16 protein-coding genes and 1 pseudogene are annotated in these 20,897 nt (G+C 67.0%); 6 read left to right on the top strand and 11 right to left on the bottom strand.

Going from position 1 to position 20,897, the window contains the following annotated elements; all coding sequences use genetic code 11:
- Positions 1–55: 55 nt before the first annotated feature.
- The 8 genes from G1H10_RS34870 to G1H10_RS30945 form a co-directional block, all read right to left on the bottom strand.
- Positions 56–817: a potassium channel family protein gene (locus G1H10_RS34870; protein ID WP_163745146.1), complete on the bottom strand. Its 762-nt coding sequence runs from the start codon at positions 815–817 to the stop codon at positions 56–58.
- A gap of 293 nt (positions 818–1,110) precedes the next feature.
- Positions 1,111–1,905 (bottom strand): alpha/beta fold hydrolase, encoded by a 795-nt coding sequence (locus G1H10_RS30975; protein WP_163745145.1) that lies wholly within the window; start codon positions 1,903–1,905, stop codon positions 1,111–1,113.
- Positions 1,906–1,999: 94 nt separating this feature from the next.
- Positions 2,000–3,604 carry an alkaline phosphatase D family protein gene (locus G1H10_RS30970; protein WP_163745144.1) on the bottom strand — a complete coding sequence of 535 codons (1,605 nt, stop codon included), beginning with the start codon at positions 3,602–3,604 and terminating at the stop codon, positions 2,000–2,002.
- 208 nt (positions 3,605–3,812) lie between these two features.
- Positions 3,813–5,834 (bottom strand): LVIVD repeat-containing protein, encoded by a 2,022-nt coding sequence (locus G1H10_RS30965; RefSeq protein ID WP_163745143.1) that lies wholly within the window; start codon positions 5,832–5,834, stop codon positions 3,813–3,815.
- 299 nt (positions 5,835–6,133) lie between these two features.
- A complete protein-coding gene (locus G1H10_RS30960; protein ID WP_163745142.1) occupies positions 6,134–6,988 on the bottom strand; it encodes a carbohydrate ABC transporter permease in 855 nt (284 codons plus the stop codon).
- The gene (locus G1H10_RS30955; protein ID WP_163745141.1) at positions 6,985–7,836 is read right to left on the bottom strand and encodes a carbohydrate ABC transporter permease; all 852 of its coding nucleotides are present in this window, start codon (positions 7,834–7,836) and stop codon (positions 6,985–6,987) included. Before G1H10_RS30955 ends, G1H10_RS30960 begins: the two co-directional genes overlap by 4 nt.
- A gap of 125 nt (positions 7,837–7,961) precedes the next feature.
- Positions 7,962–9,338 (bottom strand): ABC transporter substrate-binding protein, encoded by a 1,377-nt coding sequence (locus tag G1H10_RS30950; protein WP_163745140.1) that lies wholly within the window; start codon positions 9,336–9,338, stop codon positions 7,962–7,964.
- Between the two features lie 78 nt (positions 9,339–9,416).
- Positions 9,417–11,036, bottom strand: a complete 1,620-nt coding sequence (locus G1H10_RS30945; RefSeq protein WP_163745139.1) for an FAD-dependent oxidoreductase — start codon at positions 11,034–11,036, stop codon at positions 9,417–9,419.
- A gap of 44 nt (positions 11,037–11,080) precedes the next feature.
- Between G1H10_RS30945 and G1H10_RS30940 the strand changes: the two genes are divergently transcribed.
- Positions 11,081–11,896, top strand: coding sequence for a helix-turn-helix transcriptional regulator (locus tag G1H10_RS30940; RefSeq protein WP_163745138.1), 816 nt, complete (start codon positions 11,081–11,083; stop codon positions 11,894–11,896).
- A 39-nt stretch (positions 11,897–11,935) separates the two neighbouring features.
- Here G1H10_RS30940 and G1H10_RS30935 read toward each other — a convergent pair whose 3' ends face one another.
- Entirely contained in the window at positions 11,936–12,628 is a 693-nt protein-coding gene (locus G1H10_RS30935) for a DUF429 domain-containing protein (RefSeq protein ID WP_216853838.1), read from the bottom strand.
- A 386-nt stretch (positions 12,629–13,014) separates the two neighbouring features.
- Between G1H10_RS30935 and G1H10_RS30930 the strand changes: the two genes are divergently transcribed.
- Positions 13,015–13,416, top strand: a complete 402-nt coding sequence (locus G1H10_RS30930; protein ID WP_216853837.1) for a PadR family transcriptional regulator — start codon at positions 13,015–13,017, stop codon at positions 13,414–13,416.
- Positions 13,413–13,934, top strand: a complete 522-nt coding sequence (locus G1H10_RS30925) for an HAAS signaling domain-containing protein (RefSeq protein WP_163745136.1) — start codon at positions 13,413–13,415, stop codon at positions 13,932–13,934. Before G1H10_RS30930 ends, G1H10_RS30925 begins: the two co-directional genes overlap by 4 nt.
- A gap of 102 nt (positions 13,935–14,036) precedes the next feature.
- On the opposite strand, the gene G1H10_RS30920 is transcribed toward G1H10_RS30925, so the two are convergent.
- Positions 14,037–15,500 carry an AAA family ATPase gene (locus tag G1H10_RS30920; RefSeq protein WP_163745135.1) on the bottom strand — a complete coding sequence of 488 codons (1,464 nt, stop codon included), beginning with the start codon at positions 15,498–15,500 and terminating at the stop codon, positions 14,037–14,039.
- A gap of 180 nt (positions 15,501–15,680) precedes the next feature.
- On the opposite strand from G1H10_RS30920, the gene G1H10_RS30915 reads away from it, so the two are divergent.
- The 3 genes from G1H10_RS30915 (at position 15,681) to G1H10_RS30905 (ending at position 20,705) form a co-directional block, all read left to right on the top strand.
- The gene (locus tag G1H10_RS30915; protein WP_163745134.1) at positions 15,681–16,868 is read left to right on the top strand and encodes an exonuclease SbcCD subunit D; all 1,188 of its coding nucleotides are present in this window, start codon (positions 15,681–15,683) and stop codon (positions 16,866–16,868) included.
- A 2-nt stretch (positions 16,869–16,870) separates the two neighbouring features.
- Positions 16,871–19,912: an AAA family ATPase gene (locus G1H10_RS30910; protein ID WP_163745133.1), complete on the top strand. Its 3,042-nt coding sequence runs from the start codon at positions 16,871–16,873 to the stop codon at positions 19,910–19,912.
- A 238-nt stretch (positions 19,913–20,150) separates the two neighbouring features.
- The gene (locus tag G1H10_RS30905; RefSeq protein WP_163745132.1) at positions 20,151–20,705 is read left to right on the top strand and encodes a DUF4262 domain-containing protein; all 555 of its coding nucleotides are present in this window, start codon (positions 20,151–20,153) and stop codon (positions 20,703–20,705) included.
- A gap of 65 nt (positions 20,706–20,770) precedes the next feature.
- Here G1H10_RS30905 and G1H10_RS30900 read toward each other — a convergent pair.
- Positions 20,771–20,897 (bottom strand): annotated as a pseudogene (locus G1H10_RS30900) (IS630 family transposase); the annotation flags it as partial.

The following is a 20,897-nucleotide window of genomic DNA, read 5'->3' as shown; positions in this document are numbered from 1 at the left end:
ACTCGCGAGACCTTCCAGATTGACCAGTGATGCCGCCCACAGGTAGGGGCGAAGGTCACGAGGCACGTTCGTGGTCGTCGTTCGTGGCCTTCACCTGCTCGAGCACCCAGGACGCGACCATCCCGGTGACGCTGCCCAGCACCGCGATGCCGGCCAGCATGAGCACGGTCGCCACCAGCCGTCCCGTCGTCGTCACGGGGTACATGTCGCCGTATCCGACCGTCGTCATGGAGACGAACGCCCACCACCATCCGTCGCCGACGTTCGCGATGAGCGCGTCCGGATGTCCGCGTTCCGCGTCGGTGATGGCCAGCCCGCCGACGAAGACGAGCAACGCCCCGCCGGTCGCGAGATACGTGCCCGCCTTGATACGAACGCTCATCGCTCGGCGCTGCACATACTCGAGCACGACGAGAAGGCGCACCAGACGCAACGGCCGGAACATCGGCAACACCACCGTCGCCAGCTCGAGTGCATTGCGCCGGACGAATGCCCACCGGTCCTTGGCGATGAATAACCGGGTGCCGTAATCGACGACGAACAAGGCCCATGTCAGCCACACCACCGACGCGCAGAGCGACTTGGTCTCGTCCGAGATCGCGGGATCGATGATGGGCCAGGCATACGCGCCGAGAAAGGCCAGCGCCGCGATGATCAACAGCGGCTCCGCGCGCTGCGCCCACACGGACGCCTTCGTTTCGACGTTCTGACCCAACCACATCGGCATCCGTCCCTCGGTGTCGCCCGGCCCGCCCCAGGTCACACCGGGAGCGGCCTCCCCTACCAGTACGACGGCCGCCTTCGAACAGCCGCCCACCCCTTGTTTCCGGCCCCCGCCCCCGAGAGCCAGACAGAGACGGTAGCGATCAGGTCGGACACATGGAGTCGACGACGGCGACGGCGACGGGGGCGACGAGGCGACGAGGGCGACGAGGGCGACGAGGGCGACGAGGCGTGGACTCGCGGGCCGTTCGCCCACTCGCTTCTTGAGCGTCCGTTGCGCATAGGCCCCCGATCGCAGGACTTCAGCGCAACCAACGCTCAAGAAGCCGCGGTGGCGGTGCGGCCGCCGCACGGAAGCCCCTGTTCAGACGGCGATCACGGCTGCGGTCACGTCCGTATCGACCGAAGGAACCCGCGGACTTCGGCGTTGAAGAGCTCTGGCGCCTCCATCGCGCTGTCGTGGCCGACGCCGGGCATGACGACGAGCCGGGACGACGGGATCTCGGCGTGCAGGTCCTCGCCGACGCGCACGGGCGATCGTTGGTCCGCGCCGCCGTACAGCAGCAGCGTCGGAACCCTGATCTGCGGCAACACGTCACGCAGGTCGGCCTCGGCGAATCCGCGCAACATCGCCAGCATCCCCGCCGGCCGGGTGTCGAGCATCATCGTCATCACACGGTCGAGCAGTTCCGGAGACGCGGACTCGGTGAACAGGCTGGGCAGGTAGCTGGCCGCCCACTCCTCAGGAGGCTTCTCGGCATCGCTGACCGCCCGGTTGAGCCGCCGCTCGACTTCTTGCGGCGGAAGCGACCCTGCCCATCCGGCATACGCCGACGCCAGCACCAGGCTCCTCGGCACCATCGGGTGCCGACGGTACAGCTCCAGCGCAAGTCCGCCACCGAAGGACAGCCCCAGCACATGTGGCCGGCCGAGGTCCAGCGCATCGATCAGGCCTGCCACGCAGTCGGCATACTCCGGCAATCCGAAACCTTCGGGCGGGTCCGACGACTGGCCGCACCCAGGCGCGTCCCACGCCACCACCGTGAACTCATCCGACAGCTCGTCGATCTGCGCCGACCACGCACGGCTGTCACTCAACCCGCCATGCAGCAGCACCAGCGGCGGGCCGGCGCCGGAGCGCACATACGCGACCCGTAGACCCGCAACAACAACGTGGTCCATGTCATCGCCTGCTCGTCGCCGCCGACTGTACTCATCACCATAACCTCGGCGCTCGACCCATCGGGCTGTCCGTCGGCGTCTCGTGCCGTGGACCTCAGGTCAGCAGGTGCTCCGCGACCGTTTCCAAGCGCTCCCCTTGGCGGCCGCCCGTGCGAGTGCACTCGACGCGCACACTGGCGCCGTCGGGACCGAGGTCGAGCGTGCTGATGACGTTGTGCAACCAGGGCCCCGACTCGATCGTCCACCGCAACGCTGACCGCCGCCGACCCGCGGCACGCGCCGCCAGCCGGCCGATGAATCTGCCCGGCCGCGACACCAGGGCACGCACGCCCCCGATGATGCTGCCGTGCAGATCGTGGCAGAGCGGGGAGGACACGAGCTGATGGGTGGGTGAACGCGGCGTGGTCCCGTCCGCCCACGAGCTCACCCGCGCGTCGTAGGAGAAATGCACATCTCCAGAGAGCACGATCACGCCCTTGCGGCCCGCGTCGCCGGCGGTGCGCAGCGCCTGCAGGGCACGGGTGAACGAGCCCGGGAAGGTGGCCCAGTGAGTGAACTGTGCGGCCTGCCGGATCTCCTCACCGATACGGACGCCGGCGCGCCCCCACCGTCCGGAACACGCCGCGGTGACGAGGCGCTCCAATTCGAACAGGCCAGAAGGCAGCAACAACGGCAGCGACGTTCCGACCAGCAGGTAGGGCTCCGCGGCGTTCACCTCGCGTTCCAGCAGCTCCCACCCGTCCTCATCGAGCATGTGCCGCTGCCCGTCGGCGAGCACCCGGCCGTCGCGGGAGTCGAGCATGACCAGCCGTGCCGGCCCGAGCGCGCGAACGTAACTCCACCGTGTGCCCTTGGTTCCGAGCGCGCCGTGCGTGGCCCGGGTGTCGAAGACGTCGAGCGCCACGCTCTCGTCGCCGCCGGACAGCGCCGCGAACGCGGCGTCCGTCTCCCGTTCCTCCGGCAGGAGATTCCCCATGTGCTGGTAGATCCAGTATGCGGCCAGGCCGTTCGTCAGCCGTTGCCGCCACCATGGCTGTGCCTGGTGCTCGGCGAGCCACTGTTCCGACGTGTTCCAGTTGTCGATGATCTCGTGATCGTCAAAGATCATCAGCGTCGGCACGGTCGACAGCAGCCACCGCACGGCGGGGTCGCTCCACGCTTCCCGGTAGAGCGCGGCGAACTCGGCAAAGGTGTGTGTCTGCGCTCCCACCGGACCGTCGGTGCGGCGCCGACGACGGACGAACCGACGCGTCGCAGGCGCTCCCTCGTCAGCGTATACCTGGTCACCGAGCAGAACGAGCACGTCCGGCAGATCCTCGGAATCGCCGCCGGCGCAGCGTAACGCGCATTCGCGCAGTGCATCGATCCGGTCCGAATCGCCGTTCTCGTCCGGCAGGATCGTCCGGCACGACCCGAAGACAAGCCGGAGCCGGTCATCCGGCAACGCACGCAGGACGCTGGGCGGGAAGTCGGCGCCGTCCGCCGGCCACACCTGCTCGCCGTCGAGCGCCACCGTGTACGGCGTGGCCGTGCCGAGCCCGTCCACGGCGACGAATGCGTAATGGTGACCCAGCAGCGTCACGGTCCGCGACGTTTGCGGGCCGACCGTCACCTCGCAGGGTTCGTCGGTCTCCACCCACACCGTGACGCGGTCACGATGGGCGGCGCGAACGATCGGTCCGAGCAGCAGTCGCGCCATGAGTGAAGCTTAGGAAGTCGCCGGCCACACGGTCGAGACTTGGCGGCCATGCCGGCGTACGTCAGCACCGACATGGCCGCGAGCGCGACCCGCGACGGTTGTGTCCGGCCTGAGCGGGGGTGCCTCGTCCCCGGCCTTCGGCACCCCCGCTCAGGAGTCAACCGCGCGCCGACGCATCGGACATGGCGCGAGCGTCGACGTCGAGCGTCTACTCAGGCAGCGGACCGGTGTAGCGGAAGATGAACAGTCCGTAGTCCCGGTCGCTGGCCAGAACGATTCGGTCGCCGTTCTGGTCGGTGGCCAACGCGACGCCCCAGAAGTTGTTGCCGTCGTCGTCGATGTAGTGGCCGACCTCCGCCGGATTCGCCGGATCGCTGATGTCGAAGACGCGGAAACCGCCCGAGTACCAGGAGAAGTACGCCAGTACGTCGTCGTCGACGTTCGGGCCGCCTTCGTTCGGATCGCCTCGCGGTACCTCGACCTCGTGCACGGTCAGGTCCCCGAAGCCGAAGGCGAAGTCCTCGTCGGCGGTCTCGGGGATGGTGATCTGCGCGATCTCCGTCGGCATGCTCGGGTCCGACGTGTCGACGACCCGGGTGTAGCCCCAGCCGTCGAACGTCGACACCACCGCGATGCGCGCGCCGATCTCGCCGATGGCCGGCCCGTCCGGGTACGTCCACGGTGGCAGGAACGGCGGCGTGTCGAACAGTCGGTGGAACACCTCATGGCTGGTGCACACACCTACGACGGGGTCGACGAACGCACCCGACCCGCAGAACGGCGGATCCTCGGGACCGACGTGGGACTGGACGAACAGCACGGACTCCCAGCCCGCCTCCACGGCCTCGTGCGCCTTCTCGCCCGGGAAGCAGGCATCCTCGGGCGCGCTCGGGTCCCCGAACGGGCCGCGCTGCAGCGCGATGATCCGCTCGTCGCCCTCCTCCAGCATGTCCAGGTAGCCCGGAATGTCCTCCGGACTCGGGATCGGAGCGGAGTCCGGGCAGCCGTAGCCGCCGTACACCACCGGACCGTCCAGCGTGAGATCCGGCAGGCTGGCGGGCGACAGGGCGCCGCCCACGCTCACCGCCGGGTACTCCCCGACGTGCGGACCGGTCGTGATCATCAGGTCACTGGTGCGGTACGGGGAGAAGTCCTCATCGGTTCCGACGAACACGGACCCGTCGCTCGTCCACTCGCCCTGATGGCCGTTGCCTTCGGGCTGCAGGCACTCGCCGAGCTCCTCCAGCAGCACCTGATCGCACTCGGCGTAGTCGAAGTCGCCCACGATGACCGGGTTCGCCGGATCGGTGACGTCGACGTCGATCCAGCCGGCGTCCCAGTCCGACACCATCAGGTGCCAGCTGCCGTCGGGGAACTGCAGCACATCGAAGTCATGTGCCGTCTTCAGATCGCCGAGTCCGTTGACGTTGACGCCCGGAAGCTCCGTCTCGGCCAGCAGCACCGGGTTGCTGGGATCGGTGATGTCGAACAGGTCGACGTCTTCGAGTTCCTCGTTGTCGATGACGGCGACGTAGGCGTTGCCCTCGCCGGTGTCCCAGGCGATCGCGCTGTGCGATTCGTTCGCCCGGTTGCCGTGCACGTCGAAGTCGCCGAACGCCTCGACGAGTCTCTTGGGCGCGGTCGGCTCGGTGATGTCCCAGAGCGTGATGCCGCCGGGCATGTTCTTCGGGTTGCCGCTCGCCCGGCACCATTCGTTGCTGATGACGAGGAGATCGCCGCTGAACTCCGCGGTCTCGATGTGCAGCGCCTGCAGGCCCTCGGTCACGTACCCGAAGCCTCGGCTGTTCAGGTACCCGGCACGGGTCGGGTTCTCCGGATCGGTGAAATCGACGACGCGGACACCGCCGGTCTCACAGTGCGCGCCCCAATCGCCGACGTAGGCGAACCATCGCCCGTCCGCGGTCTGCAGCGCGGACACGTCGGAGATATCCTCCGCGAACGACGTGAGCCGGAGCGAGCTGACCAGCTCGACGTTCTCCACCGAGCCGGGCAGATGGCCGGTGCTCGGCCCGTGTTGGAACTCGTGGGCGTTGTTCTTGCTCACCGCGTCGTCGGGCTCACCGGCGCCGTGTGGCCCGGGTCGCGGATGAATCCCGTCCTCATGGCCGGGATGTGCACCGGCCTGGGCCAACCCGAGCGCGAGGACCAGCCCCGATACGACGACGGTTGCGGCTCGCCTGGCGTTTCTCTGGCGTCGATGTCGCCTCATCCTTCTACCTCCCCATTGAGGTGCTACGGACAACACACCGGACATCAAAAAGACCGCGCTCGCCATGTGGTGTGGCGGACGCGCGGTCACCAATCGCCATGCATCAGCTGCCTCTTCCCCCCCGAACGGCGCAACCCGACGGCCAACCCGAGCAGCAAGGTTCCTGTCTGTACGTACACCCCTTCCACACCATTGACAACGGCTGGACCGGATCACTCTCCTCCCGAAACGAGCATGCGTTGTGGTCGCGATCACGGCCACAACGCATGCTCCTTCCGTGGCGCTCTGTCACTACGTCGTTACTTCACCGCACCTGCGGTGAGGCCGGAGATCACCTGCCGCTGCAGAATCAGGAACAGGCAGATCGGTACGAGCATGACGACGGTCGCCCCCGCCACCGCCCCGGTGACGTTGAAGCCGAACTGCGACTTGAATCCGGCCAGCGCCAACTGAACGTTCTGATTCTCCTGCGATACGAGCAACAGGTTCGCGAAGAAGAACTCGTTCCAGATGTTGACGAACGCCACGACGGCCACCGTCGCCAACGCCGGCCGTGCCAGCGGCAGCACCACACGCAACAGCGTCGTGAAGTACCCGGCACCGTCCATCATCGCGGCTTCCTCCAGCTCCGGCGGAGTTGACACCAGAAACGCCCGCAGCACGATGAACGTGAACGGGAACTGCAGAGCCGAGTAGAAGATCACCATCCCGAGCCGAGAATCGAAAAGCCCGAGCTCTCGGACGACGAAAAACACAGGCGTCGCCAAACCCACAAGCGGCAGCGCCAACGCCAGCGAGAAGAGCGCCACCAAGGCGTTGCGCCCGACGAACACGAACCTGGCCAACGGGTAGGCCGCCAGGAAGGCGGCCACGAGCGCACCAAGCGTCCCGAGCGTCGCGTAGATCAGCGTGTTCAGTAGGTACTCATGCAGGTGAATCTGGGTGAATGCGTCGACGAAGCCCTGCACGGTGAACGGCGACGGCCAGAATCCCTCCCCGCTGAAGATCTGGTTCCCGGTCTTGAAGCTCGACAGCATCACCCACACCGTCGGTGTCAATGCCAGCAGTGCCACCGCACCCAAGAACCCGTAGATCAGGACATGCGCCCACCGGGGTCGTTTCCCCGCGGCGGCCACGCTCTCCGCACTTCTCATAGCGCCCGCTCCCCGATCCGAAACGCTCGCCGCACCGTCACGATCAGCACCAGACCGACGGCGAGGATCACCGATCCGACGGCATTGGCATAACCCCACTCGCCGTTCAGGTACGCGCGGTAGGCGTACAGGGCCAGCGTCGCCGTCGCATCATCCGGCCCTCCGGCGGTCAGGATGAACACCAGATCGAACATGCCGATATCCACCAGCAGCCGCACCAGGATCGCGGTGCCGATCACATTGCGCAGTAGCGGCAAGGTAATCCGAGTCAGCTGCTGCCACGTCGTCGCTCCATCCACCGACGCCGCCTCGTAGATCTCATTCGGGATGGACGCGATCTCCGCCATCACCAGCACCACGACGAAGCCGATGATGAACACGAACGTCCCCGCGACCGCCCACCGCGCCGTCGCCGTATCGAAGAGCCAATCCCGGTCGCCGGACAGTCCCAGCGCGCCGAGAACGTTGTTCAGCAGCCCCGATCTCGGGTTGTAGAACATGGAGAAGATCACGGCGTACGCGGCGCCCGAGATCACGAACGGCACGAAGATGATCGTCCGTAGTGCCCTCCACCCACGCGGCCGCAGCGCCAGCACCATCCCCACGGCGACCCCCAGCGGGACCTGGATGAACATCGACGCCGCCGCGTAGAACAGCGTGTTGCCGAATGCCTTGAAGAACACCGGGTCGTCGAACATCCGCTGATAGTTGTCCAACCCCACCCAGGCGAAGTCCAAGCCGCCCCACCGTGCGAACGCCGTCGCCACCAGCACGAAGAAGGGCACCAGAAAGAAGATGCCGAACAGAGTGATCCCGGGCAGCAGGGACACCATCACGGGCCCCCGCATGCCCCTCGGGATCCTCGTCCCGCGACCCGGCTGGGTCCGCGTGCCACGGCCTCGCTGGACCGCTCGGCTCGCCGGCCCGTCCTCCGCCCTTGCCAGCGGGAATGTCGTCGTCGGTGGGTTCATCGTCAGCCAGTCTGGTCCGACATGGCGTCGTCGGTGAGTCGTTGCAGGAACTCGTCCGTGGCCATCTCACCCTTCACGTAGGCGGGCCACAGGTTCTTCCAGGCCGCGCCGAACCCGGCCGGACCGTGCACGCGCACGTGCGGGTAGCGGTACGTCGACTCGGCGGCCTCCTCGATCAGCCCCGTCGCCAACGGCTCAAGGTCTGCTTCCTCCGCGGCCGCGGCGTCGACCTGCACCGGCGGGTTGGCCCCGGTGGCCGTCGCCTGCCGGAGCACCTCGTCCTCGGACGAGACGAACTTGACGAAGGTCTCGACCGCCTCGAGCTTCTGCTCATCGGTCGTTCCGGACACCCAGCCCGCACCGGAGACGACGACGGCGCCCCGGTCGCCCTCCGACCATCCCGGTGCCGCGGCGTAGCCCGTCTTCTCATACAGTCCGGGCGCGGCCGAGTCCGTCTTGAGGTTGGTGTTGACGAACCACGGCCCGTTGGCGACCATCGCCGCCTCCTCGGTCAGGTACGGCGCGGCCGCGTTCTGGAACTCTCCGGAGAACGCGTCGGCGTTGACATAGCCCTCGACGTGCCAGTCGCGAAGACGCTCCGTCGCCTGAACCACGGTGGGGTCATCACCCCAGTTGTCCGACCCGACAATCCCCTCGCGCAGGAACTCCGCTCCGCCGGGCTGGGTCCCGATCAGATTCACCCACATGAGCATCGTCGCCCAATCGCCATCCATGGCGATCGCCACTTTGTCCTGCGACCGCAACTCCGCCGCGAGATCCTCGAACTCGTCCCACGTCGCCGGGAACTCAGCGAAGCCGGCGTTCTCCAGCAGTTCGGTGTTGTAGTAGATCCCGATCGCGTCGCGCTGTTGCGGTATCGCCCATATCTCGCCACCGGCACCCATCAGCGCATCGAAGGCCTGGTCATGGAAGGTCGCCGCCCACTCGTCGTCGTTCTCCAGGGTGGATGCGAAGTCGTGCAGCCTGCCTGTCTCCTGCAGTGCCTTGATCTCACCGGAGTTGAGCTGGAACAGGTCAGGCAGGTCGTCCGCGAGGGCGAGTCGCTGGTAATATTGCAGCCGGTCATCGCTGGAGCCCGCGTTCGCGTTCTCGATCGTCTCGACCCGGTACGTCCCGGCGAACTCCTCATTGAAGCGCTGCGCGGCCTCGTAGTTGTACTGCAGGAAGGGATCGGTCGGGCTCTCCTGGCACGTGGCGCACGTGATCACGATCTCGCCCGAATCACCGGACGTGTCCGCCGACGAGTCCGACGCGGACGAACCCCCGTCGGAGCCACAGCCGGCCACCCCCGCCATAACGGCAGCGGCCGATGCTATCGCCACGGTCGCCGTCGTCGTCGTCATTCTGCTCTTGCTCATGACGCCATCTCCTTTGATGAAGGAAAGCAACAAGGTGCTGGCCCGCAACGGCCAGCCGTTCACCGCGGTGGTGCGTCGTCAGTAGCCGGCGATCCGCGGCCAGTGCCGCTCGACGCCGGCCTCATCCAGTTCGTGCGTGAACTCGGCCAACAGCTCCTCGTCTGCCCGGACCTGTCGCGGCGAGACCTTCCGCCGCGTGCAGAAGGCGACCAGGTGCCCGGTGACCTCGCCGATGTTCCACTCCACCAGCGGCATGCGGTACGCACCGTTCGTGATGTGTGTGGTGCCGATGTTCTTCGCGCCCGGCAGCAGGTTCTCGACGCGCACCGGCAGCAACGCTCCCAGTGGCAGTTCGAACGGGCAACAGCCGATGTCGATGTACGGATCGCCACCGGTAGACGGATGCAGGTCGATCCGGTACATGCCGATACCCACACTGTCGGGATACGTCACGGCGCCCGCCGCTCCACGCACCTCGAGGGACAGTTCCTGCTCCACGATCGTGTGCTCGGCCCGGATACGGCGCGACTCTCGGATGTACGGCGCCTTCGCCAGCCCGTCGTCGGTATCGCCGACGACGTCGCCGCGCAACCGCAGCCCGGGCCATCCGGCACCACCGTCGGGACGAGGAGCCTCCGTCTGCAACCAGTAGAGGAAGGATCGGCTCAGCTCCCGGGCTGACCGCGCGTGCTGTGCTGCGTCCGGATGGTCGTAGACCGGCCCACCCCAGTAGTCGATCTGAGGCCAGTTCACCAGGGTGATGTCGCTCGGATAAGCCCCGGCCTGGAAGTTCGCCCGGGCCGCGATCCGCCGGAACGTCCACAGGTTCCGGTCCATCGAGCCCACCCGCTGATCCGCGTAGTCGGGCCGGATCGTCGCCGGATCGTCGTCGGGGTTCGGCCAGAACTGATGCTCAACCGGCCGGCGCGTCTTCGGGTGCGGCGCCGTGAACGAGAGCTGACCGTTCGGCCAGTCGACGGCACGGGCGGCCTGCAACTGTTCGTAGCCGTCCGGCCGGTCGATCGTGTGGTCCTCGCCCGGTCGGTGGTCGAGCGCGAAGCACACCGACACCGGCTGCATGTTCAACGGATCGGCCACGTCGGCGCCGTGCGGTTCACCGGTGTCCGACTGCGCCTCGGCGCCGGAGACGTATTCCACACCGGCCAGAGGCAGCAGCTCCCCGGTCTCGCTGGCGTCGATGACCCACTGGGCGGAGACCACCGTCGATGTGCCGGTTCGCGTGTTCCGCACGGTCACCGCCGTGACGTGATCGCCGTCCGTGTCGGCGGCGACGGGTTCGTGTTCCATCAGGATGCGCAGCCGCCCGGAGCCTCGCAGCGGCGCCACCATGGCTTCGAGCACGGCAAGCGTGACCCGTGGTTCGTGGCACAGGTCGGACACCTTAGCTCCCCCGGGGTTGAGGGCTCGGCGCTGCCGCGCGGCGTCGGTCAGCGGATAGTGCTGTCGGTAGTACTCGCGCACGGCCTCTCGATACGCCCGATACGTCGCTGTGCATCCGAACTGCTCGATCCACACGTGCTCGTCCGGCGGCACGGCCTGGGTCGTCAGCACGCCGCCAAGCCAGTCGGTCGGCTCGGTGAGTGTCACGAGGATTCCACGACGGGCCGCGGTAACGGCGGCCATGACGCCGCCTACGCCGCCGCCGACGACGAGAAGCTGTGTCTCAAGTTCGCTCATGCACACATGACACCACCAAGACAACCTCGATTAACATGGCTGTAATGCACCGTTCTGTATCCGAGCTTGATGCCGCCGCCCGTAGACTACGGATCGCCGACGCGACGGCGCGACAGATCGTGCAGCCCGCCGGCTCGAAGATCGGGCCCCGGCAGCAGCAGGAAATCCAGTTCATGCTGATCCACGCCGGATCGATGAGTCTGCGCGTTGATGATCGCCCACCCCGCCACGTCCCCCAGGGCCAGATATGTCTGCTCTTGCCGGGTCACACCGAGGAAATCCGGTTCGACAAGGACGTGGACACCCGAGAGACCCTCGTCCGGGGTCGGATGGAGAATGTGACGGAGCAGATGCGCGCGTGGCTCGAGTCGCTCCGGCCTACCAGGGTCCTGTCTTCTGCCCTGACGTATCTGGCGCGGGAAGCCGTCGTCACCGAGCAGACCCGTCTGACCGCCGACGGAGCGCTGCTCGATGCGCTCGCCACCGCATTGCTGTGGCGGTTCATCGCCGAGTTCAGAAACCTCCCCGCCGCCCTGCCGACGCCGATCGAAGATGCGCGGTTGTTCATTCACACCCACGTCGAGCAGCCGATTACCTTGACCGACATCGCGGCGGCAGCGTCCGTGACGCCACCTCATCTGGTACGCATGTTCCGCACACACATGGACACGACCCCGATCCGCTACCTGTGGGATCGTCGCATCTCTCTGGGCGTAGAGCTTCTCACCTCGACGGGCTTGACCATCGGCTCGGTGGCCGCTCGATGTGGTTTCAAGACCAGCTTTCACTTCGCGCGGAAGATCAAGGAGACCACCGGCCTATCTCCGACACAGCTGCGGATGTCCACCTCTCGCACGTGATCACCTCGCGAGCCGCACCGAATCTACGGCGGTCTCTGGTCAGAACGTGATCGCGGCCAGCCGGTCGGCGAACCGCTCGGGCGTCTCCGGAAGGGATTCGGCGCGCCCCTCAGCGACGCGGCGGGCAGTCCAGGCAGCGGCGGCCGCGTCCAGGACGTCGTCTGGCGGCACGGTTCCGGCGTCACCGAATTCGGCCGGTACGACGATCCCTGCCGAGGCCAGCAACTCGCGCCGACGCGCCTGGCCGGACCACGTCTTCTTGCCGTACGGAACCGGCGCCCCACCGTTCATCGTCGCGAAGGACAACTCGGGGTGACACTCGACGACGACCCCGATGCGCTGCGGATGCTCAAGCCATCCGTCGACATCCAAGACCTTGTGCCGCAGCCCCCACGCTTGTCGCGACATGCCCTTGCCGGTGGCTGCCTGCTGTGCTTCGAGCGCGGCTTCATAGGTCTCCGCCTCGTACGCCTCCCGGACGAGCGTCGCAAATACCGAGAAACGACGGACGCCGAGGCGCTCCCGCGCCAGCACATCCGCGCGCCGCGGACCATGCGATGGAAGCCCGATCGGAATGTCGATCGCGACGACGGACGGCACGGCATGCGCGCCTACCGCGTCTGCGAGTTCCGCGATCGTGACCGCATGCCAGCCGCGGATGTCGTCACCGCTCAGGCTGACGCCGACCCAACCCGTCCTACAGGCGTCGACCCCGAGCACAAGACCCGTCACGAGGGGCATTCTCTCAGGGCAAACTCCGCCTACTGTGATGCCGGCCGAGGAACGTCGCCGATGCCTTCAGAGTGCTTCTGCGCGTCCGACTCCGCCGCGCAGCCGCTCCTATCGCTGACGTCGGAACAGCCAGTCCGCCCGTGGCGCGAACGCGAGGGTCAGTGAGCTGATCGCCGCTGAGCGAGAGAATGACCATTCGTCGGGCGTGATACCTGATGCTCTGGCCACACTGATCGTCGCCGCCAGCGATGGGCTCCTACTCCATACCTTGTCGACCCCTAACGGGACATCACCGAAGCATTGCGTGCTGCAGGCGTTGATCGGCGGAGACGACAGTTTGGCTAGCTAGATTGTGTAGCTAACTAGATAGCGCTAGCATCTACGGCGTGACCGACCAATGGCCGCAGTCGTGGACCCGCGCGGCGATCGAGATGTGCGTTCTCGCGCTCGTACGGCAACACGGCCCTACCCACGGCTACGAGATTGCCCAGCGTCTTCGCGACGCGGGGTTGGGTGACATCAAGGGCGGGACCCTGTATCCGGTCCTCGGCCGCCTCGAGCAGCGCGGCCGCCTGCGCTCCGAGTGGATCAGTGGCGAGGGGGGACCTGGCCGGAAGCTGGTCAGCATCACGGATGAAGGTCGTCGTGCACTGGACGCAGTGGTCGCCGAGTGGAAGACGTGGGTGGGACTCGTCGCCGCGACCGTTGAAGACCCGGACAACGCGTCAGGAGGGCAGCAACCGTGCGAAGCACCACAGGCAACGGCTCGGAGGAGGCGCGAGCAGTGACAGCCAGCCGAGTAGACAAGTACGTCGACAACCTGATCTTCGCCCTGCGCATGCGGAACGTGCCCGGTAAGGAGATCGGGCAGATCGTTGCCGAAGTGGAGGCCCACGTCGCGGAGAGCGGCGAAGACCCAGCCGAGGCGTTCGGCAGACCCCGCGAGTACGCGCGTACGTGGGCACGAAACGCAGGGCATCGGCAGAGCCGGCCAGAACTTGTCCGTTCCGTCCTCGGCATCGTCGCGGCCGGGGCAGGCGGATCACTGCTTGGCGTCGGCGTCATCGGGACGGCAACCGGCGAGTCTGTCTGGCGTCTTCATCCTGTCCTGGCTGTGCTCGCCGGGATCATCATGATGGCAAGCGGCGCGTTCGCCCTTCCCAAGACCGACCACGTCATCGATCCGCGCACCGGCCAAGAGTTCGAACGAATCAGCCGGTCAGGGCGGCGGGCGATGCTTATCACCGGAGCGGCGGTGGTGGCCTGGCTCATCGCGGCGACCGTGCTCGCCGTCGTGCTCGGATGACCGAGAGAGACAGGCCCGGTTGGATCCGCAACCGGCCCTCGGCGTCGCACGAGCGGTCCTTGTCGCGGGCGCCACGTCCAGGACACGGTCGGGTGCTCCACATCAGCCGTATAGCTTGTCCAAACCAACCAGTACAACTTGTCCGGCACCTTCCGCCTCGTGAAGCTCCGGCGAGAATCCGGCAGCGCTAAAGCAGAGAATCCGGAGCTGCGACGCGTCGTACCGGTCGTTCTTGGCCAACAGCGACGCAACGTGCCGAAGCCGATCGAGGTGCTCGATCCCCATCACCTCGCCCCACTGCACTTCGCCGATCGCGAGAAGAGGCGGCTTGTTCCCGTCAGCCGTTCCTGTAACGACCACGTCGATCTCGTGCGTCGTTCGCTGTGTGGGGTCAGAGACCACGCCATGGCCGACTTGTGCGGAAAGGCCGCCGAGAACATCGTCATCGGCATGGAACAGCGCCCACTCACGGCAGATCTGCTCGAATCGGGGTCCGAGTACGTTGCTGACGAACCTGCGCTGGCTATTGCGCCATACGCGTTCGGCGTTTCCCGGCCGCTCAAGCTGATCCCATGCCGGGCGCATCACGGCGTGGTAGAACGTGATCAACGGCTCGGTGATTCTGTACGTGCTCCGCTTGGCGCGGAACGCATCCTGCTCTCTGACCAGCAGCCCAGCACCCTCTAACACGTCGAGTGAGTGCGCCAAGTCCGACGATTTGCGCTCGAGGTAATCGGCAATTCCCCCACGATTGGCATTGCCTCCGGCCACGGCAGCCAAGACCGCATGGTAAAGGGCGCTGTCCCGAAGGTCGGGCTCCTCGGCCAACAGATACCGGGCTTCGCGAAAGAGCGGGCTGTCCGTGCTGAGAACCGTCCGCACAACCCAATCATCGAAATCGTCTTGCCCGGCAGGAACATCGTTTCGAGCAAGTTCACGACGATAAGCCGGGGTGCCTCCCAGGATCGCGTTCACCTGAACGGCGAGGCGGTGATCGTCAATACCCCAGAACTCTGCCGCAAGCCGATGGTCAAGTGTCCGAACAACAAGCTCCAAGCTTGCCCGGCCCCGCAGGGGCGCGTTGCCGGACAACAACTTGCCCATGACCGACAATGCTGAACCGCAAAGAAGCAATCGTGATCGCGACTCAACCCGCTCATCGCGTAACGGGCCATACGCTTGCTGAATGATCGACGGCAATGCCGGACTGGCCTTGACTAGGTACGGGAACTCGTCAATCACCACCGGCACCGGTCGTTCCCGCCCGACGGTCAGCAACGTGTCTATGACCTCATACCAACTATCCGGCCGGAACGTCACAGGCAGGTCGAGGAAGTCAGTCAGGGCGTGGCCGATTCGTCGCAGCGATTCCGCCTCGGTCTCCTCGACAGCACCGAAGTAGAAGCCGTCCATGGTCCGGCACAGCGCGTCCAGGAGGAACGTCTTGCCCTGTCGACGTCGCCCGGATACCACACCGAGCGTGGCGCCCGGCTGCTCGTCGGATGCGAACCGAGTAAGCGCGGACCACTCGTGTTCACGATCGAACATCCCCAGAGGCTTGTCCATCGGCTGCTCCCGAGACGTAACTACAGTTATCATAACTGTAGTTACGTCTCGCTTGACCATCGCGGAGCCGAGTGTGGTCCAGTCACGGCGCGGCTGGTCGGGTTCTGTCGGTCGGGCCTGGCATCCTCGTTCTCGACGGCACGCACAATGATCGTCTAGTCGCATCGGTGGGGAGGTGTCATGCGTCTGCTTCACACGTCCGACTGGCACCTCGGCCGCACACTGCACGGCCTCGACCTGCTCGAACACCAGGCCGCTGTGCTCGACCATATCGTCGAGGTGACCGCCCGGGAGAAGGTCGACGCCGTCCTCATCGCCGGTGACGTCTTCGACCGGGCCATTCCACCCGTCGAGGCCGTCCGGCTCCTTGAGGACACGCTCAAGCGGCTCACCGAGCACGCCACCGTGATCGTCACGTCCGGCAATCATGACTCCGCGATCCGGCTCGGCTACGGCTCGACGCTGTTCCCGCAGAACCTGCACGTCGCCACCCGCGTCGCCGATGTCGGTGTGCCTGTCGCGCTCACCGACAAGCACGGCCCGGTCTTCATCTACCCGTTCCCATATCTGGATCCCGACGGCTGCCGGCATGAGCTCTCCGACGACGACGCGCCGCTCACCCGCTCACACGAGGCCGTCTGCGCCGCCGCGATGCGCCGCGTCAACGCCGACCTTCAGGAACGACGGGGTGACGACGGCGCCGTGCGCACCGTCGTCATGGCGCATGCTTTCGTCGTCGGCGGGATTCCGCTGGAGACGTCGGAGAGCGAACGGGATATCCGGGTGGGCGGCGTCGATTCGGTGCCCAGCGCCGTGTTCGACGGGATCGACTACGTCGCGCTCGGACACCTGCACGGCCCGCAGGAGCCGCGCACGGACCACGCCACCACCAGGCTGCGCTACGCGGGATCTCCGCTGCGCTTCTCCTTCTCCGAGGCCACCCAGGAGAAGTCGATCACCATTGTGGACCTCGGGCAGGACGGCGTGGCCGAGGTGACCGCCGTCCCGGTGCCGCAGCCACGCCCGATGGCACGGATCGTCGGGACACTGGACTCGGTCCTCACCGATCCCGTGCACGAGCAGCACGTCGAGTCGTGGGTGCAGGTCACGGTCACCGATCCGGGCAGGCCACAGCAGATGCGCGAGCGTGTCGCGCACCGGTTCCCGCATCTGCTGGAGGTCCGCCACGTCCCGGAGGGCGAGGAGATCGGCACCGGTGACGGCGTCGCCAATCCGAGCGCGATCGACCCGCTCGAGGTCGCGGGAGACTTCGTCCACCACGTCACCGGGACAGACATCACCGATGCCGAGCTGGAGAGCTTCCGAGCCTCCCACGACGCGGTGCTCGCGGCGGAGCGGAGTGAGTAGCCATGCAGCTGCACTCGCTCACCTTCGCCGCGCTCGGGCCGTTCCGGGACGAGCAGCACATCGACTTCGCCGAGCTGGCCGCCGGCGGACTGTTCCTGCTCGAGGGTCCGACCGGTGCCGGCAAGTCGACCATCATCGACGCCGTCGTCTTCGCCCTGTACGGGCAGGTCGCCGGCGGGAACTCCAGCCTGCACCGACTGGTCTCCGACCATCGCGATCCCCGCACCGAACCCTTCGTCGACCTGACCTTCGAGACCGGTCGCGGCGTCTACCGGGTCCGGCGCACGCCCGCGTTCGAACGGCTGAAGAAGCGCGGCGAGGGCACGACGCCGCAGCAGGCAACGGTCAAGCTGTGGAAAGGCACCAGTCCGTCCGGCGTGCACGGCGATCCGATCTCCACTCGCGCCGGCGAGGCCGATGACGAGATCCGGGACGCGATCGGGCTCAGCCGCGAACAGTTCGTCCGGACCGTGGTGTTGCCGCAAGGCGAGTTCGCTCGCTTCCTTCAATCGAAGAGCGACGAACGCCGGGACATCCTGCAGAGCATCTTCGGCACCGAGCACTACGAGCGGGTCCAGGCCGAGCTGAAGCGGCGACGTGTGGAGGCGCGCAAGGCCTGCGACGACGCCGACGCCGACCTCCGCTACGCCGTCACCTCGTTCGCCGACGCCGCGGGCCACAACGATGACGAACTGACCGCCGCCGCGGCACAACTCACCGAGCAGGTGCTGACGGCCGTCGTCGACGCGGAAGAGGACGCCGAGACAGCGCTGACCTCCTGGACCGATGAGATCGTTGCCCGGCTCGAATCGGCGCATCAGACTCTGGACGAGCGTCGCACGCGCGCCGAGGCGGCCCGGACGGAAGCGCACGCCACGCTGAAGGACCTGGAGCAACGGCGCGAACGCCGGGACCGGCTCCGCGCCGCACTCGCCGAGAAGCAGCGCCTAGAGGCCGACCGGGACGCACACGACGCCCGTGCTCAGCGGCTGGACGCCGGCCTGCGGGCCGCCACGTGCCGCGTCGCCATCGATGCCGTCGACGCCGCGACCGCGCAGCTGGAGCAGACACGCCACCGCGTCGAAGCGCTGCGAGCCACGGTGGAGCTGCCCGGCCTCGACGTCACCCAGGCCGAGCAGGACGAGGTCGCCACCGCTCACCGCGCGCTGCTCGACGACATCGTCGCCTTGAACGACGTACTGAAGGTCGAGGCCGACCTGCCACACCGGCGGGACGAGCTGACGACGCTCCGCGAGGAGCGGGAGAAGCTCAGCACGAACCTGACCGCGATCGAGACTCGATCGACCGAGCTCCCCAAGCGCATCCAGGAATTGGAGGAACACCTCGCCGCGGCTCGCGACGCCGCCGTCGGCGTGGGCACGCTCCGCGAGGAGCGGCGCCAGGTGGCCGACATGATCCGGGTCCACCACGATCTTGTCGCCGCTCGCCAGGAGCGGGAATCCGCGAACAGTCACCGCCGGGCCGCGCTACGCCTGTACACCCTCGCCAGCGAGAACGAAGCGGACCTGCGACGACGCTACCTGGAGAGCGTGGCCGCCGAGCTGGCCGAGGCGCTGCCCAAGGGCAAGCCATGCCAGGTGTGCGGCTCCCGGAAACACCCACGGTTGGCGCAACGCGCACTGGATCACGTCGACCGTGAGGAGGTCGACGAGGCCGAGCAGCAGCGGCTGAAACGGCAGCAGGACCTCGACGACAGCAAGAACGTCGTCGAGCGCGCCACTACGCGCGTCGCCGAATTGGAGGGCAAGCTCGACGGACGTACCGCCGAGGAGTTGGAGGCGCGGCTCGCCGAGATCGATCACGGCATCGCGAAGGCACAGGAAGCCGAAGAACGGCTCACCGAACTCACCGCCGAGATCGCCCAGCGTAAGCAGGAGCTCGAGGACTGCCATGAGCAACACCGGCGGGCGACGGCGGACATCGCCGCGGCGGATGCACGGATCGCCGCGGTGACCGAGGCGGTCGAGCGGGATGAGGCACGCGTGGCCGAGCAGCGGCACGGCTTCTCCAGCGTCGCCGCCCGGGCGGGCGACCTCAAGCGTCGGGCAACAGCCGCCGACCAGCTGGTCAGGGCCCTTTCCGAGCTGGACCGGCACGCCGAGAACCGTGGTGCGCGGCTGGCTGAGCTCAACCGGACCATTGCCGAGGCCGATTTCGACGACGTGGACGCGGCCCGCGCCGCTCTGGTACCGGCCGAAGAGCTGGAGACGCTGCGCCGGCAGGTCGAGGAATGGCGGCGTCGGCTGCACGCCGTGGAGGGCCGCCTCGCGGAGCCGGATCTGGACGGGATCGACCCGGACGCGCAGATCGACGTCGACCACGCTCGTGCGGAGCTCGACGCCCGCGAGGCAGAGCTGGCATTCCTGCAGCGCGAGGTCGCCACCAGCGCGGATCGGTTGCAGCGCAGCCGCCGTGCGCGGCGCCGGGTGGCAGAGGCGATCTCGCTCCGCAGGCAACGACACGCCGGCGCCGCGGCGGTCATCCGCATGGCGGGCCTGGCCAATGCCGACATCAACGACAACGCGCTGCGCATGCCGCTGGCGACCTACGTGCTGCAACGGGTCTTCGACAACGTGGTGGACGCCGCGAACGAGCGCCTCGTCGAGATGTCCGCCGGCCGGTACACGCTGGATTCGTACGACGGTAAGCAGGCAGGGACGCGGCGAACCGGTCTCGGGCTGCACGTCATCGACGCGCACACCGGACACGCTCGTGACACCGGCACGCTCTCCGGCGGTGAGACCTTCTACGTGTCGCTCAGCCTCGCGCTCGGTCTAGCCGATGTGGTCACCTCGCAGGCCGGCGGCATGACCATGAACACGCTCTTCATCGATGAGGGGTTCGGCAGCCTGGACCCGGACACGTTGGACGATGTCATGGGCGTACTCGCCGACCTGCGCAGCGGCGGCCGCGTGGTCGGGATCGTCAGCCACGTGGACGAGCTGAAGACCCGCATCCCGGAGCGGATCGAGGTGCGGCGGGCGTCGGTCGGCGGACCCAGCACGCTCACGGTCACTGCGTGAGGCTGGTCTGCGGGCGGGCTTCGTGCGTGTCGACAAGGTCTGACCTCGGCACCGTTCAGCACGACCGGCCATGACGACGGGTGAGCGAATACCGTGGACCAGCCTGGACGACTTTCCGATGCCCCATCGAGCCGGCCGGCCGAGACGACGGGTGTTCGCTTAAAGCTTGATCATCGGCCTCAAACATAAGCAAACGATAGATTATTCATGTCAACGCGATCTCAAAGAGGAGACCGGCATGAACCATGGCGATGATCTATCGTTCGCATCCGAGATACAGCAGCTGCAGTGGCTCGATCAGGAGGATGCCCGGATGGCCGACGCCATCCGGCGTCACGGATGGGCCGTCCAGGTGGTGTTCGGCGAGGGGTGTTGGGGGCCGCCCAACTGTCCGTGCGACCGACCGCGCGGCGTCTCACCGCCGTACGCGTACACCATCGGCCTGCACGGTTTCGACCATCCCGAGCTGTTGATCTACGGCATGGATCCGCACACCTCCGCCAAGGTCCTCAACGATCTCGGCGAACGCGTGCGGCGTGGCCAGTCCATGACGCACGGCGAGGTGGTCACGTTCACCAACTGGCCACACCGCCTCAAGCTGTTCACCTTCCGCGACGACGCCGAGACGCCGGCACTGATCGGCGCGCAGCGTTACTACCAGCGCACTCGTGACAACCCCGTGCCTGCGTTGCAATGCGTGTGGGATGACCGAGGGCGGCGATTCCCGTGGGACGAGGGGTATGAGCCACCGGCCGGCCTGCAGCCGCTGCCACAGTCCCATACGCGAGCGTAACCAGAGCGGACCGTCCGGGCCGCCGGCACTCGCACCACACGACGGTGAACGTCACAGTTCGTTCGCTAGTGATCCGTGTTTGAAGTTGGCTGACGGTTGGCTTTTTTGAGGATCTCGTCTGCGGTCTTGGTCCAGACGAAGGGGTGGCAGCGGTCGTTCCAGCCGTCGATGAAGGCGCGGATTTTGGCGTTG

Source organism: Phytoactinopolyspora halotolerans (genome assembly GCF_010550675.1).
In the GTDB taxonomy this organism is placed as follows: domain Bacteria; phylum Actinomycetota; class Actinomycetes; order Jiangellales; family Jiangellaceae; genus Phytoactinopolyspora; species Phytoactinopolyspora halotolerans.
This window is presented reverse-complemented; position numbering and strand designations above follow the sequence as displayed.